The 23,611-nt window shown below is 61.1% G+C and carries 25 protein-coding genes; 14 read left to right on the forward strand and 11 right to left on the reverse strand.

Going from position 1 to position 23,611, the window contains the following annotated elements:
* Positions 1 to 173 precede the first annotated feature (173 nt).
* Complete coding sequence (locus CCOS865_RS28490) at positions 174 to 1,052, forward strand: hypothetical protein (protein ID WP_244216152.1); 879 nt, start codon at positions 174 to 176, stop codon at positions 1,050 to 1,052.
* A 311-nt stretch (positions 1,053 to 1,363) separates the two neighbouring features.
* Here the strand turns inward: CCOS865_RS28490 and CCOS865_RS21020 are convergent, their stop codons facing one another.
* Both CCOS865_RS21020 and CCOS865_RS21025 read right to left on the reverse strand, forming a co-directional pair.
* Positions 1,364 to 2,101: a hypothetical protein gene (locus CCOS865_RS21020; protein WP_119144414.1), complete on the reverse strand. Its 738-nt coding sequence runs from the start codon at positions 2,099 to 2,101 to the stop codon at positions 1,364 to 1,366.
* Positions 2,102 to 2,232: 131 nt separating this feature from the next.
* On the reverse strand, positions 2,233 to 2,958 hold the full coding sequence (locus tag CCOS865_RS21025) for a tyrosine-type recombinase/integrase (protein WP_147406529.1): 726 nt from the start codon (positions 2,956 to 2,958) through the stop codon (positions 2,233 to 2,235).
* On the opposite strand from CCOS865_RS21025, the gene CCOS865_RS28495 reads away from it, so the two are divergent.
* Positions 2,937 to 3,065 carry a DNA-binding protein gene (locus tag CCOS865_RS28495; RefSeq protein ID WP_244216153.1) on the forward strand — a complete coding sequence of 43 codons (129 nt, stop codon included), beginning with the start codon at positions 2,937 to 2,939 and terminating at the stop codon, positions 3,063 to 3,065. The genes CCOS865_RS21025 and CCOS865_RS28495 overlap by 22 nt on opposite strands.
* Before the next feature lie 851 nt (positions 3,066 to 3,916).
* On the opposite strand, the gene CCOS865_RS21035 is transcribed toward CCOS865_RS28495, so the two are convergent.
* Entirely contained in the window at positions 3,917 to 5,296 is a 1,380-nt protein-coding gene (locus CCOS865_RS21035; protein ID WP_244216154.1) for a serine hydrolase domain-containing protein, read from the reverse strand.
* A 96-nt stretch (positions 5,297 to 5,392) separates the two neighbouring features.
* Here CCOS865_RS21035 and CCOS865_RS21040 point away from each other — a divergent pair, with 96 nt between their 5' ends.
* Entirely contained in the window at positions 5,393 to 6,313 is a 921-nt protein-coding gene (locus tag CCOS865_RS21040; protein ID WP_119144419.1) for a LysR substrate-binding domain-containing protein, read from the forward strand.
* 583 nt (positions 6,314 to 6,896) lie between these two features.
* Here CCOS865_RS21040 and CCOS865_RS28085 read toward each other — a convergent pair.
* From CCOS865_RS28085 to CCOS865_RS21050, 3 genes are all read right to left on the reverse strand, one after another.
* On the reverse strand, positions 6,897 to 7,448 hold the full coding sequence (locus tag CCOS865_RS28085; RefSeq protein ID WP_147406530.1) for a hypothetical protein: 552 nt from the start codon (positions 7,446 to 7,448) through the stop codon (positions 6,897 to 6,899).
* A 339-nt stretch (positions 7,449 to 7,787) separates the two neighbouring features.
* A complete protein-coding gene (locus CCOS865_RS21045; protein WP_119144421.1) occupies positions 7,788 to 8,048 on the reverse strand; it encodes a bacteriocin immunity protein in 261 nt (86 codons plus the stop codon).
* Positions 8,049 to 8,056: 8 nt separating this feature from the next.
* Positions 8,057 to 9,466: an S-type pyocin domain-containing protein gene (locus tag CCOS865_RS21050; protein ID WP_119144423.1), complete on the reverse strand. Its 1,410-nt coding sequence runs from the start codon at positions 9,464 to 9,466 to the stop codon at positions 8,057 to 8,059.
* Between the two features lie 301 nt (positions 9,467 to 9,767).
* Between CCOS865_RS21050 and CCOS865_RS28230 the strand changes: the two genes are divergently transcribed.
* The gene (locus CCOS865_RS28230; RefSeq protein WP_167469082.1) at positions 9,768 to 9,935 is read left to right on the forward strand and encodes a hypothetical protein; all 168 of its coding nucleotides are present in this window, start codon (positions 9,768 to 9,770) and stop codon (positions 9,933 to 9,935) included.
* A 35-nt stretch (positions 9,936 to 9,970) separates the two neighbouring features.
* On the opposite strand, the gene CCOS865_RS21055 is transcribed toward CCOS865_RS28230, so the two are convergent.
* From CCOS865_RS21055 to CCOS865_RS21070, 4 genes are all read right to left on the reverse strand, one after another.
* Positions 9,971 to 10,261: a DUF6555 family protein gene (locus CCOS865_RS21055; protein ID WP_119144425.1), complete on the reverse strand. Its 291-nt coding sequence runs from the start codon at positions 10,259 to 10,261 to the stop codon at positions 9,971 to 9,973.
* 115 nt (positions 10,262 to 10,376) lie between these two features.
* Entirely contained in the window at positions 10,377 to 10,916 is a 540-nt protein-coding gene (locus CCOS865_RS21060) for a hypothetical protein (RefSeq protein WP_244216155.1), read from the reverse strand.
* A 9-nt stretch (positions 10,917 to 10,925) separates the two neighbouring features.
* Positions 10,926 to 12,128 carry a zinc-dependent alcohol dehydrogenase gene (locus CCOS865_RS21065; RefSeq protein ID WP_119144427.1) on the reverse strand — a complete coding sequence of 401 codons (1,203 nt, stop codon included), beginning with the start codon at positions 12,126 to 12,128 and terminating at the stop codon, positions 10,926 to 10,928.
* A gap of 116 nt (positions 12,129 to 12,244) precedes the next feature.
* Positions 12,245 to 12,796, reverse strand: a complete 552-nt coding sequence (locus CCOS865_RS21070; protein ID WP_119144429.1) for an ATP-dependent Clp protease proteolytic subunit — start codon at positions 12,794 to 12,796, stop codon at positions 12,245 to 12,247.
* Between the two features lie 245 nt (positions 12,797 to 13,041).
* On the opposite strand from CCOS865_RS21070, the gene CCOS865_RS21075 reads away from it, so the two are divergent.
* The 5 genes from CCOS865_RS21075 to CCOS865_RS21095 are packed head-to-tail and all read left to right on the forward strand — an operon-like array spanning position 13,042 to position 17,374.
* Positions 13,042 to 13,959 (forward strand): DUF72 domain-containing protein, encoded by a 918-nt coding sequence (locus CCOS865_RS21075; protein ID WP_244216156.1) that lies wholly within the window; start codon positions 13,042 to 13,044, stop codon positions 13,957 to 13,959.
* Complete coding sequence (locus CCOS865_RS21080; protein WP_119144433.1) at positions 13,956 to 14,741, forward strand: endonuclease/exonuclease/phosphatase family protein; 786 nt, start codon at positions 13,956 to 13,958, stop codon at positions 14,739 to 14,741. Before CCOS865_RS21075 ends, CCOS865_RS21080 begins: the two co-directional genes overlap by 4 nt.
* On the forward strand, positions 14,738 to 15,940 hold the full coding sequence (clsB, locus tag CCOS865_RS21085) for a cardiolipin synthase ClsB (RefSeq protein ID WP_119144436.1): 1,203 nt from the start codon (positions 14,738 to 14,740) through the stop codon (positions 15,938 to 15,940). Before CCOS865_RS21080 ends, clsB begins: the two co-directional genes overlap by 4 nt.
* Positions 15,940 to 16,899 carry a lysylphosphatidylglycerol synthase domain-containing protein gene (locus tag CCOS865_RS21090; protein ID WP_119144438.1) on the forward strand — a complete coding sequence of 320 codons (960 nt, stop codon included), beginning with the start codon at positions 15,940 to 15,942 and terminating at the stop codon, positions 16,897 to 16,899. Before clsB ends, CCOS865_RS21090 begins: the two co-directional genes overlap by 1 nt.
* A 28-nt stretch (positions 16,900 to 16,927) precedes the next feature.
* Complete coding sequence (locus tag CCOS865_RS21095; protein WP_119144440.1) at positions 16,928 to 17,374, forward strand: hypothetical protein; 447 nt, start codon at positions 16,928 to 16,930, stop codon at positions 17,372 to 17,374.
* 51 nt (positions 17,375 to 17,425) lie between these two features.
* On the opposite strand, the gene CCOS865_RS21100 is transcribed toward CCOS865_RS21095, so the two are convergent.
* Positions 17,426 to 17,902, reverse strand: coding sequence for a phosphotransferase system, HPr-related protein (locus CCOS865_RS21100; RefSeq protein WP_119144442.1), 477 nt, complete (start codon positions 17,900 to 17,902; stop codon positions 17,426 to 17,428).
* Positions 17,903 to 18,061: 159 nt separating this feature from the next.
* Between CCOS865_RS21100 and ligD the strand changes: the two genes are divergently transcribed.
* From ligD to CCOS865_RS21125, 5 genes are read left to right on the forward strand one after another with little or no spacing between them, the layout of a single operon-like run.
* Positions 18,062 to 20,554, forward strand: a complete 2,493-nt coding sequence (gene ligD / locus CCOS865_RS21105; RefSeq protein WP_119144444.1) for a DNA ligase D — start codon at positions 18,062 to 18,064, stop codon at positions 20,552 to 20,554.
* Positions 20,554 to 21,603: an acyl-CoA dehydrogenase family protein gene (locus CCOS865_RS21110; protein ID WP_119144446.1), complete on the forward strand. Its 1,050-nt coding sequence runs from the start codon at positions 20,554 to 20,556 to the stop codon at positions 21,601 to 21,603. Before ligD ends, CCOS865_RS21110 begins: the two co-directional genes overlap by 1 nt.
* Positions 21,600 to 22,355: a PIG-L deacetylase family protein gene (locus CCOS865_RS21115; RefSeq protein ID WP_119144448.1), complete on the forward strand. Its 756-nt coding sequence runs from the start codon at positions 21,600 to 21,602 to the stop codon at positions 22,353 to 22,355. Before CCOS865_RS21110 ends, CCOS865_RS21115 begins: the two co-directional genes overlap by 4 nt.
* On the forward strand, positions 22,352 to 22,951 hold the full coding sequence (locus CCOS865_RS21120) for a class I SAM-dependent methyltransferase (protein WP_119144450.1): 600 nt from the start codon (positions 22,352 to 22,354) through the stop codon (positions 22,949 to 22,951). The genes CCOS865_RS21115 and CCOS865_RS21120 overlap by 4 nt, the downstream gene beginning before the upstream one ends.
* A complete protein-coding gene (locus CCOS865_RS21125) occupies positions 22,948 to 23,610 on the forward strand; it encodes a glycosyltransferase family 2 protein (RefSeq protein WP_119144451.1) in 663 nt (220 codons plus the stop codon). The genes CCOS865_RS21120 and CCOS865_RS21125 overlap by 4 nt, the downstream gene beginning before the upstream one ends.
* Position 23,611: the final 1 nt, after the last annotated feature.

Below are 23,611 nucleotides of genomic sequence, written 5' to 3' on the forward strand. Positions count from 1 at the left end.
ACTGGCTTTGGAGCGAGTTCCATGCGTGCTTGTTTCACGTGACGTGCGATGACTGGATCTTTAGCTTGGCTGGCGCTTAGCAATTATCAGACTGACAGCAAGAGGGAGCGCTCGGATGAGGCTACTTGCGTGGTTGTTTGGCAAACGTGAAAAGCCAAGCCCCCCCAGCAGTGATGACCAAGGATGCCCCCCAACCGATTGTCGAGCTGTCGAATACCTTATTATGCATCTACGCAATCGAGTGGAGCGGCTTGTTCAAGAAATCTCGAAACCGCAAATGGGCTGTGTCGTGGCGCGACAATACCCCGAACGGCTCCAGGGGAGGCCACCGGGAGAGCGGGGAGGGCCGGTATCTCCTGGTCAATCTTTCGACTGGCGCCTTTGCTGCACAGGGATCCCTGCCTAGGCCGAACCAGGGTCAGGTTGCCGACAACGGCACCTTCTCCATAGAGGACTGGCATTTCGGAAGTCACCTGTCCGGTACATTCCATGTCTTTTCCGCAGATGGGACGCCCATCGTCTTACGCACATTTACAGCCAACATCCTGGAAAGCGGACTGTCCAGAAACGGGAAGCTGGCTTACTGCATAACGGCAAATAGCCCGACGGAGGATGTCGGAAAACTGACCCTGTTCGATCTGACGACCGGGCATATCCTTTTCTCTGTAAGGCCGCGACGCTTTGGCGCTGACACGATCGAGTTTGACGAGAAGCACCGCCAGCTGGTCTTCAAGGTTTCCGGCGGTGGCGAGTACCGCTACGGTGCTGATGGCGTCATCCTGGATGAGCACAGGGCCGATGATGCATTCTTGAATTCGAGCGACTACTCCGCCGTGAGCCTGTCTGCAGAATCAATGTTAAAAGGCGACTTTTCGTTGCTAACCACTGAAAAGGGGCAAGAAATTCTAGAAGCTCTGATTCGCGCCCGGCGCATTGGCGCGGATGTGAATCCTGCATGGAAGCCTACAGCGCTCAAGTCCAAGGCCTGGCACACGAAGCCTTATCACAGGTTGCGGAGGCGATTGCATGCTACGAGGAGGCGCTCACCCTGAATCCCAAGATCGGGGTAAAAAGAAAGCGCGACTTGCTGCGTAAACGAGCCGGTACGGACATCTAAAGGCGGCTAAATAAGCATTTTTCAATAGGAGTACAAATGCACTCCTACCATTTAGCGCCATTATGAAGCAGCCTCAGAGCGAGCCTCCGTGCGGGCGTTTCCCAGGCTGCTTATCGGTTCGTGGCTATGAGTACGTCAGACGCGCTCCGTTGGTTAATCGTGTTGGCGTGGGCTCCGCAGGCGCTCAGTCATCGGCTGAGGCGTCGATGCTGCTAGCCACACTCAGGGTCACCCGCGCCAGAGCGCCTAGACATGCGGGATCGCCATGTTTTTATGGTAGTTCTGCACAGCCGCCTCCATCTCTCGTACATACCTTTCAAACTCATCGACGGCATATGTCAGGAACGTTTGACCCATGATGACGCCATCGAACATGTTGAGCGACACTCCCGTAGCTCTACGAATGGCTGACAAGACCCTTTTTTCTGCAGGGGTCTTTCTAGATTTACGCGTGCTCATCTCCTCATATCCCTTAGCAACGCCGTCGCTGTGGATCATTATGTTCCTAAGGACTGTGAGGTGATCTAGATCCTTTATTCCGTTGCCACCAACGACATTCAGCAGCATGTACTGCGCCCTTTCTAAAGGACCCATACCCTTGACCTCTCCATCGTATCTAGTGAGATCAATCATGAATTCCAGGCATTGGCTAATACGATGCTCGAATAAACCGAACATGGTGAGATACGCGGAGCGTCGCGTGAGCTGAGTGATCAAGAACTGGTGCATGGCTAAAGCCTCTTCAGGGTCATAATCCACAGAAGAGCCGCACGAATAGCACGTTCGGATCCTTACGTAGCTTTCGCCATCCTGGTCGCATGATTCTTCTTCGAATTCATGCTCCTTTACTGCTCCTGGCTCATTAGCCTCTTTGACGGCGAGCGCCACATTTTTTTCTGCCTGTTCAGCGAGCATTCGCATAATGGAAATGGACTGACTGATAGCACACATGTGAACACTAAAAATGAAATCAAGCTTAGCCACGTTGCCTCCTTGCAAACTTAAACTAGCGCCTAAAATTAACATTGACCTAATGTTTTGAAATGCCTGCCTCATGAACCCGAGCTGACATCCACATGGATGAGCTGTGAGTTTCCTTGAATTTGATTTCCAGGCTACGAGCTTCCCTCAAGCCTCTGTGCCAATCCCCCAAACTGCTGTGCCGGCTCGACGTAGCGCAGAGCCGACTTCAGATCGCTCCAGCCAACGTACTCCATCAGTGTCTTGATATCCCAGCCAGAGCTGGCCGCCCAAGTAGCAAAACACCTACGCATCGAGTGAGCGCTGTAGATCTCAGAAGGTAGCCCGCATCGTTCCAATGTACCCCTTAGCAGTGGAATCAAGCTGTGAGCCGCAAGAGCCTGCTCGCCGACATTACCCCAACGATCAATCCCCCTGAACACCGGGCCTCGTGCAATGTCAGCAGCCTCGATCCAGTTCAGGTAAGCCTCAATAGGGCATAGCTTATTGAGCGATGGCGTCCTGTATTCGCGACCAACATGCTGGCGATCGCCCTTGCTGTGAGCCAGGTAGAACCTGATACCCACATTAAGCAGCGCGATGTCCCGGGTCAACACACCTTTCATGTTGCCAGCGATGCGCGCATCACTCGCTTCCTGCTGCAGAAACACAACCGCCTTCTCAAGCTGCATTAAGGGCAGGGGAGCTGCTTGCTTCTGCTGGACGAGATGAAGCACTCGAATGCCCTTCAGGAGCTGGCGCACCTTCGGCGCCTTGGTGGGATCAGGAAAGCCATGGGTCTGGTGCCAGTTTGCAAGTGCTGCAAGACGCTGCTTCAGCGTGCTGAAACCTGGTTCTGGTGCGCAAAGCGCGCGAGGCACTGCTGTCCAGAGGGCAAAACCCCAGTATCGATGCAATGCGCATTGAGCTGGGAAATACCGGCTCGCAGACAACAATACATGCCCTGCTGCGTCGCCGTCACGACTGAGCGAAGAACTGAGCGGTCTGATTGAAAAGTTGCTGGAGCGGCTGCTGGAGGAGGGGAACGAAGCGCTGCTCCATGAGCGAGCCTCATTCGAGCAAGAGCGAAAGGGTATGCGTGAAGCGCACGTTACGATTTAAGCTGAGCTCAATGCTGCAAAGCAGGAGATCGCAACGTTGCGCCAGGCGCTGAAATCCCAAGACCAGGAGCTTCAAACAACCCAGTCTTCGCTGCAGGGCGAGCTGACTCGCAACACACTGGAGATACGAGACAAGCACACGGCACAGTTACTCGATCAGGCTAAGGCTGAAAGTGAAGCGTTGCGCTCTCAAATTACAGCAGGGCAAGCATCACACTAAAGCCACTCGAAGCTGTCGTGACCAGATGACGAGCAAGTCTGTAGCCCGAACGCCCATAACGCTGTCCGGAGGTCAGTGATTCAACGTATTCACTAATACCCCCAAACCGGCAAGGCGCAGTCGTACGGCAGTCTTGGACACCCTGAAGTGATGGCTCAGATTCCCCAACGCGAGCTTGAATTTGCCGTAGTTCACTGCTTGCTTGTCGACATACAGAATCCCGTGCCCTCGATTGCGTATGCCATATATCTCAGCTATCAGAGCGAATCTTCGATGGGCCGTGATCACGCGGAGGATTGGTAAACCCAAGGGCTCATAAGATTCCGTTGTGATTTCAACGGTTACAGCAGCCTAATCATGGTTTGCGGGTATCGACCACATAGAGAGGTATTTCATCCAGTACGGCATTTAACATAATATACATTATGCGTAGTATCGTATGAAGGCGTGGCCCCGGTTGCCCACCAGAATCAAAGCCACGCCACAGCCATTTTCCCGCTACCGTCCCAACGCCTCACCAACCGCGTTCACAAACACCGCCTGTTCGTCATACAGCGAACTCGGCGTCTCTGCATTCTTCCACGTCGACCATTGCACCATCACCAACCGCTCAGCCGGATTGATCGCGATCGTCTGTCCGTAAATCCCCAGCGCCCAGAATGTCTGATCTCTGTTCGCCGTCCGTTTCGGTTCAGGCTCAGCATCGGGCGCCGGCGCGTTGTACCACCATTGATAACCGTACTGACCCTTGGGCGCTGCAGCCGTCACCGAGCCCTTGGCTTGAGTCCAATGGGTCGAACGTGCAATCCAGTCATTGGGCAGCAACTGTTCGCCGCCAGGCAACTGACCGCCGCTGAGCACGAACTGGCCGAACCGGCCCCAGTCCCGCAGCGTGGCGTTGAAGCCGTGGCCGCCCATGTCAACCTTGCCCGGCACCAGTGCATGCCAGACGCCATCCTGCTGCATGCCGTAACGGCTCCAGATGCGGCTCTCCAGGTACTTGGCCAGGGTCTCACCTGTGGCATTTTCCAGCACCCGGCCGACCAGCCAGGCGCCGCCGGTGTTATACGACCAGACCTCGCCGGGCTTTACCCCGGGCTTGCGCTTGACCGATTTGACCAGGTTGAGCACGCAATCATAAGGGTCCGGCTTGGCCTCGCACTGGGTCATGTGCGAGAAATCGGAGGTTGGCGAGGCGTAATTCTCGTCCCAGATTACCCCTGAGGTGTGCTGCATCAGCTGGTGCAGGGTCACGTCTTGCCAGGCGGTACCCTTCAACTCCGGGATATAGGAAGTGATCTTGTCGTCAACTGACTTGATCTTGCCTTCCTTTATAGCCACGCCAACCAGCACGCTGACCACTGACTTGGCCACGGAACGTGAGGTCCAGAGGGTCTGCGGGGTGTTGTCTTTTGCGTAGTATTCGTACGCTATCTTGCCGTCCTTGAGCACCAACAAGCCTGTGACGCTCTGATTTTTCAGGTAATCGGCGAGCCTTTGCTGCTTGCCCCCAAGGCTGTATTTCACGTCGCTGAGGGCGTGATCCGCTGCGGGCAACGGGTAAGGTTTGGCACCTCGGGTAGCGAACACGTCGCCTTCGTAGAGTCGGTAGGTATTGCGAAAGCCCACCACGCGGGTGTCCTGGTCCCAGGTCAGCATGTTCTTCGGGGCTGGCAGCACCTTGTCGAACGGCTGCGGGCAGGTCTGCAGGTTAGGGACGCCACAGGGGCCTTTGTTTTCGGCGGCCTGGGCCGCGCCCACCGTCGTTGCCATGGCCAGCACCAGAAAGGACAAAACGGTGATCGGCTTGCTTGTTATGGGTGTAGCCCGCATCGGTAACTCCTCGTTTATCGCCAGGTCCGGGGACGTCTCGGGCAAGGCCCGCTCCCACCGCGAGTCTCGACAACTTGAGCTATGCGGAAAAGAACAATAAATTTGTCGCCACTATTACAAAAACTAACACCTGAGGTTTTCATGGCCATCGATCGGCTCCCTCCGTTGAACGCCGTGCGCGCGTTCGAAGCGGCTGCGCGACTGGGCAGCTATGTGGCTGCGTCGCAGGCACTGCACGTGACCCAGCCTGCCATCGGCCGGCATGTGAAGAACCTGGAAGACTGGCTGGGCGTGCGCCTGCTCGAGCGGAGCTCGCGTGACGTGAAGCTGACGTTGCAAGGTGCGCATTACTACCAAGCCGTGGCCGAGTCCCTGCAGATTCTGGCCGATGCCGGCACCCGCCTGGCCCGCCGGGACTCTGAGCGCTGGTTGCGCATCCTCTGTGTGCCAGCCTTCGCTTCGCGCTGGCTGACCCCGCAGATCGAAGCGCTGCGTGCCCTGAGGCCTGAGTTGAAGATTGCGATCGAGCCCAACGCTTCGTTTACCGCGGTGGATCAGCGCCAGGCGGATCTGGCGATTGCCTATGGTTTACCTGGCGAGTTGACCGGTGTGCGCGAGGTACTGATCCGGCCGGAGGTTTTCGCGGTGTGTTCGCCGAGTTACCTGGCGCGGCTGCCAGGCCAGTTGCAGGCCGCGGATCTGCCGTCCTGCAAGCTGATCCATGTGGACGACGGTACCTGGTGGAACAGCTGGTTTGCGGCCATTGGGCTGCGCGTGCGGGTCACGTCGGACGCATCGCACATGAGCAACGACATCGTGCTGAACCTCGCCCAGCGCGGGCATGGCGTGGCGCTGGCGACTGAGGTGCTGGTGCAGCGTGAGCTACAGGAAGGCAGCCTGGTGAAATGTGTTGATGAGGCCGTGGCGTTGGAAAGCTATCAGCTGCTGACGCCCCAAAACGCGCCTGGCGAGGATGCTTTATGGTTCATGGAATGGATCGGGCGGACGTTGCGCGAGTCGTTTCCGTCGGCGAACGTTGCCAGCGCGTCCCCTCTTCTTTAGAGTATCGCCCTACCCCATTTTATAAGCTTTATTGATAACTCAACTAAATGACTATTTAGTTGAGTTATTATAATCGCACTCGTTCGAGCCCCAGCGCCTCGCCTCTTTTATACCTTCATCCAAAGCCGCCGGTCGGCCTCGCACTACAGGCGATTGAGCGTAGTACCGGCACCGCTACCTAGAGGACCTGACCATTGAACACCGAGGTTCTTCGAGTATGGCCGGTCAACCTCGACAATGCGGGCCTCGATCTCCTCTGTTTACGGGAGTGATCAACGGCTGTCAGATAGGTGCGCAGATCGGCCAGGCGTTCGTCACTCATGCGTGCAACAACTGACGAGCCTTCCTCTGCGTTCAAGCTTTCCCCCTGGTCGAGCGGGAACGCCCTAATGGCCTCAGGTGACGTAATGTTGCGAACCTTCATCACAGAAACCTTGGTGTAAAGCAGTCCACGAGGACCAGTGACAAAATCTATAGCTTCATCCCAAGTTACATCTCTCATTTTCATCGAAAGCGAACCCGTAACCCCCCACCCGCAAGGCGCCTGGAACTGAGGTTTGTTCATACCGGGTTCACATGGTAACTAGGTCGGAAAAAACTCGAGACTGAACGTACCTTCCTCTTCTCCTGGGTTAAAGGAAAGAGAAAGCCTTGAAAGCTCGATGACCTGCATATCGCTGCCATCAGGCTTCAAAGATGCCTTGAGAAAACCTCCATTTGAAAACTCAAAGGCTTCATGAACTCGCCCTGCTTCGTCAACCGGGACGCTAACATGACCAGTCAAGAAATGAGGGGACACGCTCGTGCTCCAGGCCTTGAGAACGTAATCAGATTGAAGATAGCGGCCTGCCAACGAAGCTCTTTCAGGCGGTGGTTTACCTGCGCCCAAATCGGGCTGGGCGGTCCTCTCAACCAATACCAGAGCAGCCTCACGTGCTTCTGACAGGGTTTGAGACAGGGCGGAATTTGTTCGCTCGAGCTCCTGAATTTTTTGCTCCAACTCCCTAACGTGCTGCCTCATGGGAATGAAAGCTTCGCATGCAGCCAGCACTGCTTTACTAGCAGTTTGAGTGCGGGTGAGTAGCTTGAGGCGGATTGCCAAAGCATCAGGAAATTCGCGAATAGTGACAAACATGTCAGCGGCCCTGTGTGATTGCTATCAGAATTGAATGATTACTGGAATTATGGCCAGCATTGATATCAATTGACCTGGATTTTGATAGAAAAATGCCTCGCATAATGCACGCTATGTGTAAATCCGACACCGGGGCTTCGCAATTTTCCCGGCGCCAGCTTCGGCCGATTCGCCGGCTTCGCTAACATAACGTGCCCCACATTATGCGTAACCTCAGATGCAGGGCTATGGGCCTGCCAGGCTGCTTTGTGATGTTTTGGCCGCGCTGCGGGATATCGCGCGGAGGTTTCAGCGCTTGGCTGTCGAACCTGTGCCGCCTAATCCCCTTCGGGTACGGCTTCAGACGTCTTTGAAACCCGGTAAACCATTAGCTGCACGCCAAGCCTTAATCGTTAGGGTGATCCCTTCGGCGGAATCATCCGCGCCCTCTTCGGGATAGTATATTAGGTCAGTCCCAGCTGGATGCTCGGCAAGCTCGCAAAACTGGTCTAGAAGAGTCGCCATCATTTCATCCGAGGCACCGCCGCTATTAGCTACAAAAATCTCCTGTATGAAGCTGGCGAATTGGGATTCCGTGTAGTCTGAAATTGTTTCTTTCATTGATTTACCTACCTGTGAATATCAATGTGATTTTTGGGAGTGTTGACCCGCAGATTGTCTACGTCGTAAACCTTGCCGCCTTCAGATACCAATTCAACGTGATGTATTTCAAAAACCTTTCTCTTGCCGATGGCATCTGCATAGCGGGCGGTTGGAGCAAACCCATCTCGCATACGATCTATATTTCTCGGAATGAATTGACTGCTTAGCTCTGGATCTTCAGATACAGCCTGCCAAAACGCTTTCCGGAATGCGTCGAAACTAGCAAAGCTTTTACCCCGGAGCTGGTCAGCAACACGAGTCGGAATCGGTGCGCCAAGCCCAATCCCTGCACCGGCTAACCAGGTCCCCGAAACGTCCTGCCCTTTCCCTGTCACTGTGCCCGCATCCAAGCGCACGCTCATCACGATGTAGAGCGGTTTTATACCCGAACTGGCCGGAAAAACGAGGATGAAATCCCTGTAATCAGGCGGATGAATCGGGTCAACGATCATATTATCCGCTTGTTCGGTCGGCGGATAAATCCAGATATGCGGGGCTTGCGGAGCGGCTTCCAACGCTGGAATGCCCAGCGTTTCAGAAGGATTAGCAGCCGGTGTCCAGATTAATGTAACGCCGTCGCCAAAATCGGCCACCTGCAGTTCACCTTGGGCAACGAACTGCACGACCGGAATCATTTCCCAGTCGCGGCGCTTCTGAGTGTTGTAACCGTAGCCTTTCAGCGTACCGTCGGCTTGTTGCTCTACGTGCAACCGAACCCGTGTACGGCCTTCCTTGAGCGACTTAAGCTGTTCGTCAGTGTACAGACTGCTATCACCGAGGCTTGACGGCCAGAGCAGCGCAACCACACCCGCCAAGGCACCGGCAGCAACACCAGCCGTGACTATGCCTGAACCAGCCGCTGTGCCAGGTGCAGCGGTTCCCGTGCCAGCAACAACGCTCGCTCCGGCGGTGCAAAGGCCACCACAGGAAGCACCGGCGCTTGCCATTGAGGCACCACCGAGCAAGAGCGTCCCCAGTTCCGGTGGCAAGGCGTTACCGCTGATTTTCTTGAGTGGAATGTTGCCGTTTGCGTCTGTTTCGCGACCCCCGAGCAAGGCAAATTCGCCGTACTCGTTGACCGCATCGGTGGAAATGAATCCGGAAGGACTGGCGTAATCAATCGTGCCATCGGGCAGCTTGCTGGGCTTGGTAAATGTGCAACCGACTACAACCTGTTCTTGTTTTTTCGGTGGTTTGATCAAGCTGTCTTCATAGGCCTGCTGTCTGGCCAACATAGCTTGATAAGGCTTTTGCATTTCTTCACGGTCGGCAATTTCAGCGTCTGTCATGTCACGCAAATAACGACCGCCGCTACCGCCGCCATCGCCTCCGCTATAACGTTGCCAAACCTGCGGAATATCCTTGTTTCTGGCCATATGACTGTCCTTGTTTCGGCTCACAAGGATAACGGTTGCGAAAACGCGCTCAAATGCTGGCTAATAGCCACACGGAGAAGAGGGTTTTAAGATGATGAATGCTATGGCTAACTCGGGGCCGTGAGTGGCCAGATTTCAAGCCAGCCCCAGGCGTCGATCACTCCGTTCGAGTTGGAGCCCCAGCGCCCCGCCTCTTTTATACCTTCATCCAAAGCCGCCGGTCGGTCTCGCACTACAGACGATTGAGCGTACCCCTGCTCATCCTGCTCTCAATACTAGAGACCTGAGCGAGGACGCAGCAATGAACGAGCATTTCAACATGGGTGGTGGCAACGTCGAGGACGACTGGCCGGAGCTGGAGCCCGATCGGCGTAATGACCGGGCGGACGATCCGGATGCTGATCCTCACGTGGGCGAGGAAGAGGATCGGCCAGGCGTACCCGCGAGTGACCCGGAATCAGGTGCTTGAGCCTGAAGGGCTGGGGCCGCACGGCGGCCCCAGGATCACAGCGTCGGCTGAGTAGTCTGCCCCTCCTCCCCCGCCTCTGACTCCGCTGGCGCCGAGCGACTGCCCGACAGCCGCCAACTCACCTGGCTGATCCCGTACCGCTCAGCCATCGGCCTGCTGACTTTGCGAATCTTCTCCCGCCCGAACTTTGGAATGATCCCAATACCGGCATCACAACTGGCCCAGTGCCAGGCTTCGGCGTTGTCCATCCGCTCCAGGCGAATGATGAAGCTGCGCGGCTGGTCGTGCAGCCGATAATCGATGATGTACAGCTCTGGGCTAGGCATCTCAGGGGGCCTCCTGTTCTCCGTGGATGACACCCAATGGATCAGCCTGCTGCGTGAAAATTCAATACATTGTCGAACAATGTGAATGAGCGGTCTGATGGCCAAAGGCCGGGTGCTACGTGCCGGCCGGGTCCAACTGCAGAAACAGGCAGTAACTGCCCAGGACCACCCAGAACACCAGGAACAGCCACGGCGCTCGGATCGAGAACATCAGCGACTTGCGGTACCCCCGGTGGCTCGACTCGGCTTCGCAGAACAGCGGCCAGTCGTCATATGCCAGACCCACGCTGGGTTCGCTGTGCAACAGCTGGCTTTGCTTGAAGTGCCAATGGTCGATGATGCCGTAGGCTGCGCGGATGCCCGGCCATGCATTGAGCGAGCTGAGCGCCCCTAGCAGCGCCAGAAACGGCGGCACGATGAGGGTGAACTGCCCTCCCCACTTGGCGTTCAGGTTACCCATGCAGGAGATGAAGGCGATCACCAGAAACGACTGCGCCGCGAGGAACGCATCGGTGCGGTTGGCGAGGATGGTGGTTTCGTACTGGATTTCCCGGCGGTAGAACTCCAGGCGCTCCCTTGGCGAGCCAAACAGCAGGCCCTGATCCGGGGGATGCAGGTCCTGGCTGTTGACTGATGTGATGATCCGTCGTGACATGCGGTCCTCTTAATGATGAAGGTCGAGTACGGAGTCGGCGGCTTCGCCGGGCACCATGATGACTTTGCGACAGCGTTCCTGTTGTTCGTCGAACAGTTCGTAGCCGCGCATGGCGTCTTCCAGCGCCAGCCGATGGGTGACGATGGCTTCCGGGCGCAGGCGGCCCGCCTCGATCAGTTCGAGCAGTTCAGGCAGGTAGCGCTGCACGTGGGTCTGGCCCATGCGGAAGGTCAGGCCTTTGTCGAACGCATCGCCAAACAGGAAGCCGTGGATAAAGCCGGCGTACACCCCCGGCACGCTGACCACGCCACCGCGCCGCACCGCCGCCATGCTCTGGCGCAGGGCCTTGCCGTTGCTGCCCTCGAGCTTGAGCGCGGTGAGCACTGACTCGGCGGTACTGCCTTTGGCTTCGAAACCGACGGCGTCGATCACCGCGTCGACCCCGCGCATGCCGCGGGTCTGGCGAATGATCGTGTCGGCGGGGTCGTCGTCGTGCGAGAAGTCGATCGGGATCACGCCATAGGCCGCACGGGCGTAGTCCAGGCGATAACCGCATTCATCGACCATGAAGATCTGTTCGACACCGAGCATCTGCGCGCAGGCGGCGGACAACAGGCCGACCGGGCCGGCGCCGAAGATCGCCAGTGACGAGCCAGGGCCGACTTCGGCGTTGCGCACCGCTTGCCAGGCGGTCGGGAGGATGTCGGAAAGAAACAGCACCTGGTCATCCGCCAGGTGGCCAGGCACCTTGAAGGGCCCGACATTGGCCTTGGGGACCCGCACAAAGTCGGCCTGGCCGCCGGGGATGCCGCCGTACAGGTGGCTGTAGCCGAACAGCGCCGCGCCCGGCGGGATGGGTTTCTTGTTGAGGATGGCGCCGCGCCCGGTGTTGGTGGTTTCGCACGCGGCGAACAGGTCATGCTGGCAGAAGAAGCAACTGCCGCAGGCAATCACGAAAGGGATCACCACCCGATCGCCTGGGCGCACGGCGGTGACTTCGCTGCCCACTTCCTCGACGATGCCCATGAACTCATGGCCAAGGATATCGCCCGCCTCGATGGCGGGAATCTTGCCGTGGTAGAGGTGCAGGTCCGAGCCGCAGATGGCCGTGGCGGTTACCCGCAGCACGATATCGTCATTCGCCTGGATCGTTGGGTCCGGTACGGTGTCGACCCGTACGTCCCCGGCACCGTGGTAGGTCAATGCGCGCATGCTCGGATCTCCTTGGCTTTTCTTGTTCTTGTCACTTAGCTAAGCGCCGCAGAAGCGAACGTGCTCGATCATTGTCGGGTTTCGCCGACGAGCGGTGATTTTTGTATCGGCCTTGTTCAGGCATGCACACTCCACTGGGTGTCTTGCGTATCGATCGGACGCTCATCGATGGCCTGGATCAACCCGGTCTCCAGGGCCTCTTTAGGCCCAAGAATGCGCGGATAGGCCATCAGGTAGCGCTGTATGTCCAGCGCCTCACGCGCGCCCTGGGTGCGCTCGGCGACGATCTCGGCGTACAGCCGCAGGTCGTAGTCCAGGCTCATCGCGTATTCGGCCATGCGCGCATGGTCCACCGAGCCGTGCAAGGTCCAGTGAAAGGGGTGGAACAGAAACTTGCTCAACGCGCACGCCGTACGGTGCTCGCCGGCCAGGAAGAGAATATTGCCCATCGACTCCACCGTGCCGAGGTTGTGCGTGTGCAACGGCACCGGCAGCGCACGGAGAAAGTTGTACAGGGTGAACCCATAGCTGCACTCGCCGCCCATGGTGGCGATGTTCAGCTGCAGCACGTCGGGGCTCTGCTGCAGGATGCGCGTGCAGGTGTTGATCAGGTTGCCGCAGGTCGACGAGTTGATCGGCCCGGTGAAGTGGATGATGTGCCTGGCCATGCGTGCCTCCAGAGGTGGCGGTCATTCCCGTAACTGGGCAGATGTGACTGGGCGAAGCGATCGCTGCCAGCGCGGGCGCTGAAATCCATTGCCCCGCTTGCGGTGGAATCGTCCACGCCGCCAAAGTTCAACCGGCGACGCCTCTGGCCCAGGCCATTCGTCCCCCTGTGGTGAACCCTTGGGCGCGCGCACCAGTCGCATTCATGGATAGCCTGATTCCCGGTTCCCTGAGCGCAGGAGGTAGTGTGAGCGAGATTCGCATCGGTATTTCAGGCTGGCGATACGGGCCTTGGCGCAAGGACTTCTACCCGGAGGGCCTGCGTCAGGACAGCGAGTTGGCGTTCGCCTCGCGGGCGGTCAACAGCATCGAGATCAATGGCTCGTTCTACAGCCTGCAGACCCCTGACCGCTATCGTCAGTGGGCCGAGCAGACACCTGAAGGTTTCGTTTTTTCAGTCAAGGCGCCGCGCTACATCACTCACGTGCGCCGGCTCAAGGACATCGAGCAGCCGCTGGCCAACTTCTTCGCCTCCGGCCCGTTGGTGCTGGGGGCCAAGCTTGGCCCGATGCTGTGGCAGTTCGCGCCCAACATGCACTACGACGAAGCCCGTTTTGCCCATTTCCTGCAGTTGCTGCCCTATGACCGCACGGCCGCACTGCAATGCGCCGGGCATTGCGCCGAGCGTTTGCGCGGCAACGGTGGTACCGAGGTCCAGGGCGACGCGAAGCTGCGACATGCCGTGGAGATACGCCACGAGAGCTTTCTGTGTGCGTCTTTCATCAACCTGCTGCGCGCACACAACGTGGCTCTGGTGGTCGCCGACAGCGCTGGCAAGTGGCCCTGCGTGGAAGATGTCACGGCGGACTTCGTCTACATGCGCCTGCACGGCGACGTCGAACCCTACAGCAGTGGTTACACCGCCCGCGCCCTGCGCCGCTGGCGGATGCGCATCGAGGCGTGGAGCCAGGGCGGCCAGCCCGAGGATGCCCATCGGGTGGTTGAGGAAGCACCGCGCGAACGCCGCTCGCGGGATGTGTACTGCTATTTCGACAACGACCAGAAGGTGCATGCCCCCTTCGACGCCCGGCGGATGCTGTCCAAGCTCAAGCTGGACGGTGAGCTGGTCACCGAACCCGGCGTGGAACCGGAGGCTGACCTGTGAACTCGACGCTCCCTACCCCCGGCCGGATCATCGACACGAGCGCCGCAGTGCATCGCCTGAATGTGCTGACGATCAACGTGCACAAGGGCTTTACCTTCTTCAACCGCCGTTTCATCTTGCCCGAGCTGCGTGAAGCCGTGCGGGCCACGGATGCCGACCTGGTGTTTCTGCAGGAGGTGCACGGCAGCCATGAGCAGCACGCGCAGCGCCATCCGGCGTGGCCGGAAACACCCCAGTACGAGTTTCTCGCCGACAGTATGTGGCCGCAGTTCGCCTATGGGCGCAACGCGGTCTACCCGCACGGTGACCATGGCAACGCCTTGCTGTCGAAGTTTTCCATCAGCGAGTACCACAACCTCGATGTATCGATCGACGGCAACGAACAGCGCGGTTTGCTGCATTGCCGGCTGGACGTGCCTGGGCATCAGGAGGTGCATGCCATCTGCGTACACCTGGGCCTGCGCGAGGCGCACCGTCAGCGGCAGGTGCGGCTGTTGCTAGACTTCCTCGACAGCCTGCCCGCGCAGGCGCCGGTGATCGTCGCGGGTGATTTCAATGACTGGCGCCTGAAGGCCGACGCAGTGCTCTCCGAGCGCCTGGTCGAGGCTTTTGGCGAGCGTTTCGGCACACCGGCACGCAGCTTTCCGGCGCGCTTGCCGCTGCTGCGGCTGGACCGTATCTACCTGCGCAACGCCATGCCCTGCGCGGCCCAGGTGTTGTCCAAGTACCCCTGGTCGCATCTGTCTGACCATGCCCCTCTGGCCGCGGAGATAAGCCTGTGAAAACACCCTGGACAGACGGCAACAGCGTACAGCTGCTGATCAACGGCGAGGAATACTACCCGCGGGTGTTCGAGGCCATGAGCCAGGCCCGCGAAGAAATCCTCCTGGAAACCTTCATCATCTACGAAGACAAGGTCGGCCTGCAGTTGCAGCAGGTACTGATCGAAGCCGCCCAGCGCGGTGTGCGGGTCGAAGTCGCCGTCGATGGCTATGGCACCGCCGACCTGACCGATCAATACGTCTCGGCGATGACCGCGGCCGGTGTGCGCTTTCATGCCTTCGACCCGCAGCCCCGGCTGGTCGGCATGCGCACCAACCTGTTCCGCCGCTTGCACCGCAAGATCGTGGTGATCGACGGCGAGCTGGCGTTTATCGGCGGCATCAACTACTGCCTCGACCACCTCGGCGAATTCGGCCCCATGGCCAAGCAGGACTACGCCGTGGAAGTCAGCGGCCCGGTGGTGGCGCAGGTGCATGCCTCAAGCCGGAGGCTGATGGCACAAGTACTGGAACCGCCGAGCCAGGTCCGCCCGCAGACCGCCGCGACCGGCTCGGCCTGTGCGGTGCTGGTCGAACGCGACAACCGCCACCACCGCACCGACATCGAACAGCAGTATTTGCAGGTGTTTCGCGGCGCCAAGCAGCGCATCGTGGTGGCCAACGCGTACTTCTTCCCCGGCTATCGGCTGTTGCGCGAGCTGCGCAATGCCGCCCGGCGTGGCGTCGAGGTGACCCTGATTCTCCAGGGCCAGCCGGACCTGCGCTGGGTGCGGGCGCTGTCACGGTTGCTCTACAACTACCTGCTGCGCGACAACGTGCGGATTCACGAGTACTGCCAGCGGCCGTTGCACGGCAAGGTCGCGCTGGTGGATGACGAGTGGTCGACGGTGGGCTCGAGCAACCTCGACCCCTTGAGCCTGTCGCTGAACCTCGAAGCGAACTTGCTGATCCGCGACCGGGCGTTCAATCAGATGCTCTACGAGCATCTCAATGAGCTGGCCATGCAGCAGTGCAAGGCCGTCACCCTGGAGCGCATGATCCGCGGCTACTGGTGGCGGGCGCCGTTGATCTTCCTGGGTTTCCACCTGACGCGGCTGTTCCCGCGGGTGGCCGGCTGGTTCCCGGCGCACCGCCAGCGCCTGCAGTCATTGCAACCGGAAATCGACACCCCAGCCAACCTTCACGAGGGCAAGACCTGATGGCCTCCACACCTTGGCATACCTGGGGCAAACGGCTGTTCACCGTGGCCTTTCTGATCCTGATCCCGGTGCTGCTGTACATGCTGGCAAGAAACCTTGACTGGAACGAAGTGCGCCAGTCGTTGCTGGCCTACAAACCCAGCACCTTGGTGATCGGCCTGCTGTTGGCGTTGTGCAGCTACCTGGTGTTCGCCAGCTATGACCTGCTGGCACGGGCGTATACGGGGCATCAGTTGCCGGTGCGCCAGGTGCTGCCGGTGGCGTTCGTCTGTTATGCGTTCAACCTCAACTTCACCACCTGGGTCGGCGGCGTTGCCCTGCGCTATCGGCTGTACGGCCGCCTGGGCCTGGACAATGCGACCATTACCAAGATCCTCACCCTGGGCCTGCTGACCAACTGGATGGGCTACATGCTCCTGGCCGGCGTGGTGTTCGCCTCGCGCCAGGTCAAGCTGCCAGACAGCTGGGCCGTGGGCGTGACCGGCTTGCAGCTGATTGGCGTGGTGCTGCTGGCGGTAGTCGCGGCTTACCTGCTCGCCTGCGGCTTTGCCAAGCGCCGCACCTGGAGCATCCGCGACCACGAGATCACCCTGCCGTCGCTGCGCCTGGCGCTGTGCCAGGTGTTACTGGGCGCCAGCAACTGGGCGCTGATGGCCGCATTGATCCACTGGCTGCTGCCGCATGAGCTGTTCTACCCCTCGGTGCTCGGCGTCCTGCTGATCAGCTGCGTGGCGGGTGTGGTGGCGCACATCCCCGCGGGCCTCGGCGTGCTCGAGGCGGTATTCCTCGCCCTGCTCCACGGGCAGCTGGGCCAGGGCACGCTGATTGCCGCCCTGCTCGGCTATCGCACCTTGTACTACCTGATCCCTCTACTGCTGGCGGTGGTCACCTATCTGGTCCTGGAAAAGCGCGCCAGGGCCATGCGCCAGCAGGGCAAGGCGACATTGCGCAAGACCTGAACATGGGCTGCGGCCCGGGAGGTATGCCATGCGTGTCCCTGTTCTGCTGTTGCTGCTCGCAAGCCTGGGCAGTGGCCCCATCTTGGTGGGGGAAGTGTTGGCGGATGAAGCCTGCGATGTCGTGATGCGTTCTTCCAGCGAGGCGATCAAGCCCGTGGAGCGCCACACCTGTTACAGCTTCAGCAATATGCCGGCCGAGGCGATCAATTGGTCGTGCAGCAATGAGAGCAAGGAGATGCTCAATGCGCAGAAGCGCAAGGTGGCGCGGTGTGCCGATGGCAGTGTTGGCAGCTGCATTGCGCCGCTGACCCAGGAGTCACTGGCCAACGCCAAGGCCGCAGGGGCGGACGAGCCGTCGACGCGGCCTGCGCTGTCCAAGGATGCGCGGGTGGTTACCTATTATTACGACACGCAGGCCTTGGGGCAGTCGCGGGCCGACTGCGAGCGCAATAACGGCATCTGGCAGACCCACTGACGACCAGTCGTTGGGGAGGGGTTCGGGGCTGCTCGGCAGCCCCGCGTTCAACTACGATTTGTCCTGCTCATCATCCCCTTCCGCCGGCGACACCCGATCGGTCCAGGGCTCGCCGTCCAACGGTGCGGAACGCGCCAGCTCTGCCTCATCCAGGCCAAAGCCGCCGCCGATCTCACTGGCATCCACCTGCCGCAGGGTCTGGTCGGCGGGCCCGTCGTCACCGCCTGGCTCGTCAGCGTCACGCGCACCGCTTTCGTCATAGAGGGTGTCGGGGCTGAGGTCATCCATGGTGACGTTGTCCTCATGCAGGCTGTCGCTCAGTGCCTCACCCCCGCTCATGCCGCTTTCGGCGACCCGCCGTGGTGGGAACTCATCAGCGACTTCGCGTGCCGGGCGCTCGTCGCCGACACGGCCCCGGCGCTCGTCATTGCGCTCATCGAAGTCCAGTTCGTGGACGCTGCCCATGCGGTCTTCGATGTCATCGATATCGACCGGCTGGCGGTTTTTCGGATCGTCTGGCTGGGCCATCTGTGTTCTCCGGCAATTGGCTTGGCTTCAATCGGTCGACCGTCGCAGCCCGGCAATGATTCAGAGTTTTTGCCCAGTGGCGCCCGGTAACAGATTGAACTCTGCCCATGGCCGCCCTCTCCCACCTCTAGAGACCCGCGAATCGTCCCGGAGCCCGCCATGGCCAAGCCCCTGCAGGAGTACCAGCGCAAGCGTGACTTCAATGCCACGCCCGAGCCCGCCGGTAAGCGCCAGCGCGGCAAGCAGGCGCATGCCTTGCAGTACTGCATCCAGAAGCACGACGCCAGCCACCTGCACTACGACTTCCGGCTCGAGCTGGACGGCACGTTGAAGAGCTGGGCGATCCCCAAGGGCCCGTCGCTCGACCCCAAGGTACGGCGCTTGGCGGTGCACGTCGAAGACCACCCGCTGGACTACGCCGACTTCGAGGGGACTATCCCCGAGGGGCACTACGGCGCCGGTGACGTGATCGTCTGGGACCGGGGTGTCTGGGAGCCGGAGGGCGACCCGCAGGCGAGCTACGCCAAGGGCAAGCTGCGCTTTCGCTTGCAGGGCGAGAAGCTGTCCGGCGTGTGGAACCTGTTTCGCACCCACCTGGCAGGCAAGAAAGAACAGTGGATGCTGGTCAAGTCGCACGACGACGTGGCCCGCAGTGAGGCCGAGTACAGCATTGTCGACGCGCAGCCCGACAGCGTCATCAGTGACCGTACCCTGCTCGCGCGCAGGACCACGGCGGCCCCCAAGCCCGCCAAGCAGCCTGCCGCCACTCGCAGGCGCGCTGCCGCGCCCAAGGCCGAATTGCCCGAGCACCTGGCGCCGCAGTTGGCGACGCTGGTCGATTCGCCCCCCAGTGGTGAATGGCGCTATGAAGTGAAATTCGACGGTTACCGCATCCTGGCCCGCATCGACGGCGACGACGTGCGCCTGTTTACCCGCAACGGCCATGACTGGAGCGCCAAGATGCCGCGCCAGGTCGCTGCCTTGCGCACGCTCAAGCTCAGGTCCGCCTGGCTCGACGGCGAAATGGTGGTGGCCAACGAGCACGGCGTGGCGGATTTTCAGGCGTTGCAGAACGCCTTTGATACCGAGCGCGATGAGCAGATCACCTACTACCTGTTCGACCTGCCTTACCTTGACGGTCGGGACCTGCGTCAGGCGCCGCTGCAGCAGCGCCGCGAGCTGCTCGGCAAGCTGCTGGCCAAGGCCCGCACCGAGGTGCTCAAGTATTCGGCGGATTTCGATGAGCCGGTGGCGTCGCTGCTCGACAGTGCCTGCCGCCTCGAACTCGAAGGCCTGATCGGCAAGCGGCTCGACAGCCCCTACACCGGCCGGCGCAGCAGCGACTGGATCAAGCTCAAGTGCCAGCAACGCCAGGAGTTCGTGATCGTCGGCTACACCGACCCAAAAGGCAGCCGCACGGCCTTTGGTGCGTTGCTGCTGGCCCTGCACGATGAGCACAGTGGTGAGCTGCGCTATGCCGGCAAAGTCGGCACCGGCTTTACCGCTACCACCCTGGCCAGCATCCATGCCCGGCTCAAGCCGCTTGAAGTCGGCAAGCCGGCCCTGGCCAATCCGCCAACCGGTGCCGAAGCCCGAGGCGTGCACTGGCTCAAGCCCACGCTGCTGGCAGAAGTCGCCTACGCGCAGATGACCCGCGACGGCGTGGTGCGTCACTCGGTATTCCATGGGCTGCGCGATGACAAGCCGGCGTCGCGGATCGATCTCGAGCGCCCTCGCCGCGGTCACAGCGCCTCGGCACCCAAGGAGAACACCACCTTGAGCGAACTGCACCTGACCCACCCCGACCGGGTCATCGACGCCAGCACTGGCGCCACCAAACGCCAGGTCGCCGAGTACTACGCCGCTGTCGCCCCGTGGCTCATGCCGCAGCTCAAGGACCGCCCGGTGGCGCTGGTGCGGGCCCCGGAGGGATTGAGTGGCGAGCTGTTCTTCCAGAAACACGCCGGCCAACTGAATATCCCCAAGGTCATCAGCTACGACAAGGCTGAGGCGGGCCAGGCCGCGATGGTCCTCAATCGCCCCGAGAGCCTGCTCGGTGCGGTGCAGATGAACATGCTCGAACTGCACACCTGGAACGCCACCGACAAAGACTTCGACAAGCCCGACCGCTTCGTCCTCGACCTCGACCCGGACCCGGCCTTGCCGTGGAAGGCGATGATCGAGGCGACCCAGTTGACCCTGACCCTGCTCGACGAACTGGGCCTCGAGGTGTTTCTCAAGACCAGCGGCGGCAAGGGCATGCACCTGGTGGTACCGCTGACCCGGCGGGCCGGCTGGGACGAGGTGAAGGATTTCAGCCACGCCATCGTCGATTACCTGGCCAAGCTGTTCCCTGAGCGCCTGAGTGCGGTGTCGGGCCCGAAAAACCGCGTCGGGCGAATCTTCATCGACTATTTGCGCAACGCCAAAGGCGCCACCACCGCCTGCGCCTACTCATTGCGAGCGCGCGAAGGGCTACCGGTCTCGGTGCCGATCTGGCGCGAGGAGCTGACCGCGCTCAAAGGCGCTAACCAGTGGACCATCGACAACCTGCACGAGCGGCTGGCGGAAGTCGACGACCCTTGGGCTGAGCTGGCCAAGACCCGGCAATCGATTACCGCGCGGATGCGCAAGCAAATGGGGCTCAAGTGATGACTGGCGTCGGTGAGAACGTCGAGCACACGCCGTTGGAGGTGTTGCTGCGAAGGTTCAGCGAGCGCCGACAACCGTTGGCGCTCGATCACCCGCTGGGTCAGCTGATGCGGGCGCTGCGCGCTGAACAGCTGGACCAGTTGCCGTTGCCCGGCCACGGCCACACCTTGCAGCGCTGGCAGACCTTGGCGCGTATTGCCGGCTGTGACCTGGCGTTGGCCAAGCTGTATGAAGGCCATACCGATGCCTTGGCGATCCTGGCCGAGTGCGCCGCAGCGCCACTGGCGGGTGACGCCATTTGGGGCGTATGGGCGGCCGAGCCACCGGACGCGCGGGTGCACATCATCGCCCGCGACGGTGACCACGTGCGCTTGAGCGGGCGCAAGGCCTGGTGCTCCGGAGCGCTGCAGATAGACCGCGCGTTGATCACGGCCTGGGGCGACGATCAGCACCCGCAGTTGGTGGCCATCGACTTGGCGCACCCGAGCCAGCGCATCCAGGCCAACAACTGGCAGGCGGTGGGCATGGCCGCGACCGCCAGCGCCGATGTCGAGTTCGAGGACTCGCCGGGGATCGTCGTCGGGCAACCGGGTCAGTACCTGTCCAGGCCAGGCTTCTGGCATGGCGGTGGCGGCATTGCCGCGTGTTGGTACGGCGGCGCCGAGGCGCTCGCGGAGTACCTGCGCGCGCACTGCGGCAAACCCCGCCCCGAGCCCCATGCCGATGCTCACCTGGGTGCGGTCGATGCCGCGCTGTGTGGCGCATGTGCGACGCTACGCGAGTGCGCAGCGTGGATCGATCGGCACCCCAGCGACGATGCCGGTTTTATCGTGCAGCGCAGCCGCGCTCAGGTGGAACAGGCCGTGGATTGCGTCATCGGCCACGTCGGGCGTGCCTTGGGCGCCACACCGTTCTGCCGCAACCCGCACTTCGCCCGGCTGATCGCCGACCTTCCGGTTTACCTGCGCCAGAGCCACGCCGAGCGTGACCTGGCGAACCTTGGACAACAGCTGGCGCAGATGCCAGCAGGAGCCTGGCACCTATCATGAGCGAGAACCTGATCCAGTCCAGCCGTGGCATTACCTGGGCCGACTGGCAGCACTCCGCGCACTTGGCCAGGGCGGGTTGGATCACCCCCGACCAGCTGTGTCCACCCGGCCGGCGGCTGGTGCTGGTAGCGCCGCACCCGGACGATGAAATCCTCATGGCCGGTGGCCTGTTGGCCGGGTTCGGCGGCCGTGAGCATGAGCTGGTGCTGATCTCGGCCACCGATGGCGAGGGCAGCCATCCGAACTCGACGCGCTGGACCGAGCATCGCCTACGGCGCCAGCGCCCACTGGAAAGTCGGCATGCCTTGCAACTGCTCGGCCTGAACCCCAACAACCTGGACTGGCGACGTCTGCACCTGAAGGACGGCGAGGTGCCCCGCGATGAAGCGTTTCTGGTCAACCACCTGAACCAGCTGCTCAAGCCCGATGACCTGTTGATGACCACATGGCGCAGCGACGGCCATTGTGATCATGAGGCGGTCGGCCGCGCCGCGGCCCAGGCGGCGCGAGTGCGCAAGGCGCAGTTGGCCGAGGTGCCGGTGTGGGCCTGGCATTGGGCCGGCGCCGATGATGCCCGGTTGCCCTGGTCACGGGCCCATCGCCTGGAGCTGGACGAAGGGCGCCTGGCCCGCAAGCGCGAGGCCATCGCGGCCCATGTCAGCCAACTGGAACCCGACGCCGGTTGCCCGCCGGTGGTTGGGCAGCACTTGCTCGAATGCCTGCTGCAACCCTTTGAACTGGTGTTTCTATGAGCCTCGACTCGCAGTACTTCGCCGACCTTTATGCAGGCAACGACGACCCTTGGGCGTTCCGCACGCGCTGGTACGAGCGGCGCAAGCGCGACCTGGTCATGGCCAGCCTGCCGCGCCAGTGTTACGAGCGGGTGTTCGAGCCCGCCTGTGCCAATGGCGAGCTCAGCGTGCTGCTGGCCGATCGCTGCGCCAGCTTGCTGTGCCAGGACCTCGACCCCACGGCAGTGGGGCTGGCCCGCCAACGGTTGGCCGGCATGAGCCATGCCACGGTCGAGCAAGGCCGGCTGCCCGCGGATTGGCCCGGCGAGCGCTTCGACCTGATCGTGCTCAGCGAAGTCGGCTATTACCTGAACCCTACCGACTGGTTACAGGTGATCGAACAGTCGGTGGCCAGCCTCAACTATGACGGTGCCCTGTTGGCCTGCCACTGGCGCCACCCGATTGCCGGCTGCCCGCAGGACGGTCGGGAGGTGCACGACCTGCTGGCCAAGCACCTGCCGCTGTACCCGCTGCTGCGCCATGAAGAAGCTGATTTTCTCCTCGAATACTGGTCGTGCCAGCCCAGCGTGGTGGACCTCGACGAGAGGTGCGCATGATTGCCGTGGTGATCCCGGCACACAACGAAGCCAGGCGCCTTGGCCGCTGCCTGAAATCCGTCAAGGCGGCGGCGCTGCTCGCCGAGCAGGCCGGGTACCAGGTCGAGGTAGTGGTGGTGCTCGACCGCTGCACCGACGCCAGCGCAGCCGTTGCCCGCCGCCATGGCGTCGAGACACTGGCCGTGGACGCCGGCAATGTCGGCTTGGCGCGGCGCGCCGGCGCCGCGTTGATGCTCGAGCGTGGTGCGTCGTGGCTGGCGTGTACCGATGCCGACAGCCGCGTGCCCAGCCACTGGTTGCTGTGGCAGCTGGCGTGTGCGGCGGACGTGGTGTGCGGCACGGTGCACATCGAGCGTTGGCAGCCGTGGCAGAAGGCGGCGCTGCGTGAGGTGTACCGCAGCCGCTACCAGGCACGCGAGGGCCATCGGCATATTCATGGGGCCAACCTTGGGGTGTGTGCCCGGGCGTATGAGCAGGTGGGCGGGTTTGCACCGCTGCCGGCGCATGAAGATGTGCAACTGGTGCGCGCGTTGGAGGCGTTGGGGGCACAGATTGTGTGGACGGCCAAGCACAGTGTGGCGACCAGCAGCCGGCGTGATAGCCGGGCGCGGGAGGGATTTGGCGATTATCTGGCGGGATTGGAGGCTGCAATTCCGTGAA

The organism is Pseudomonas reidholzensis, from assembly GCF_900536025.1.
Classification (GTDB): domain Bacteria; phylum Pseudomonadota; class Gammaproteobacteria; order Pseudomonadales; family Pseudomonadaceae; genus Aquipseudomonas; species Aquipseudomonas reidholzensis.

Coding starts and splice junctions, on each gene's coding strand:
- CCOS865_RS28490 (WP_244216152.1), top strand. CDS start 174: ATGACCAAGGATGCCCCCCAACCGATTGTCGAGCTGTCGAATACCTTA.
- CCOS865_RS21040 (WP_119144419.1), top strand. CDS start 5,393: ATGGCCATCGATCGGCTCCCTCCGTTGAACGCCGTGCGCGCGTTCGAA.
- CCOS865_RS28085 (WP_147406530.1), bottom strand. CDS start 7,448: ATGTTTGTCACTATTCGCGAATTTCCTGATGCTTTGGCAATCCGCCTC.
- CCOS865_RS21045 (WP_119144421.1), bottom strand. CDS start 8,048: ATGAAAGAAACAATTTCAGACTACACGGAATCCCAATTCGCCAGCTTC.
- CCOS865_RS21050 (WP_119144423.1), bottom strand. CDS start 9,466: ATGGCCAGAAACAAGGATATTCCGCAGGTTTGGCAACGTTATAGCGGA.
- CCOS865_RS28230 (WP_167469082.1), top strand. CDS start 9,768: ATGAACGAGCATTTCAACATGGGTGGTGGCAACGTCGAGGACGACTGG.
- CCOS865_RS21055 (WP_119144425.1), bottom strand. CDS start 10,261: ATGCCTAGCCCAGAGCTGTACATCATCGATTATCGGCTGCACGACCAG.
- CCOS865_RS21060 (WP_244216155.1), bottom strand. CDS start 10,916: ATGTCACGACGGATCATCACATCAGTCAACAGCCAGGACCTGCATCCC.
- CCOS865_RS21065 (WP_119144427.1), bottom strand. CDS start 12,128: ATGCGCGCATTGACCTACCACGGTGCCGGGGACGTACGGGTCGACACC.
- CCOS865_RS21070 (WP_119144429.1), bottom strand. CDS start 12,796: ATGGCCAGGCACATCATCCACTTCACCGGGCCGATCAACTCGTCGACC.
- CCOS865_RS21090 (WP_119144438.1), top strand. CDS start 15,940: ATGGCCTCCACACCTTGGCATACCTGGGGCAAACGGCTGTTCACCGTG.
- CCOS865_RS21095 (WP_119144440.1), top strand. CDS start 16,928: ATGCGTGTCCCTGTTCTGCTGTTGCTGCTCGCAAGCCTGGGCAGTGGC.
- CCOS865_RS21100 (WP_119144442.1), bottom strand. CDS start 17,902: ATGGCCCAGCCAGACGATCCGAAAAACCGCCAGCCGGTCGATATCGAT.
- ligD (WP_119144444.1), top strand. CDS start 18,062: ATGGCCAAGCCCCTGCAGGAGTACCAGCGCAAGCGTGACTTCAATGCC.
- CCOS865_RS21110 (WP_119144446.1), top strand. CDS start 20,554: ATGACTGGCGTCGGTGAGAACGTCGAGCACACGCCGTTGGAGGTGTTG.
- CCOS865_RS21115 (WP_119144448.1), top strand. CDS start 21,600: ATGAGCGAGAACCTGATCCAGTCCAGCCGTGGCATTACCTGGGCCGAC.
- CCOS865_RS21120 (WP_119144450.1), top strand. CDS start 22,352: ATGAGCCTCGACTCGCAGTACTTCGCCGACCTTTATGCAGGCAACGAC.
- CCOS865_RS21125 (WP_119144451.1), top strand. CDS start 22,948: ATGATTGCCGTGGTGATCCCGGCACACAACGAAGCCAGGCGCCTTGGC.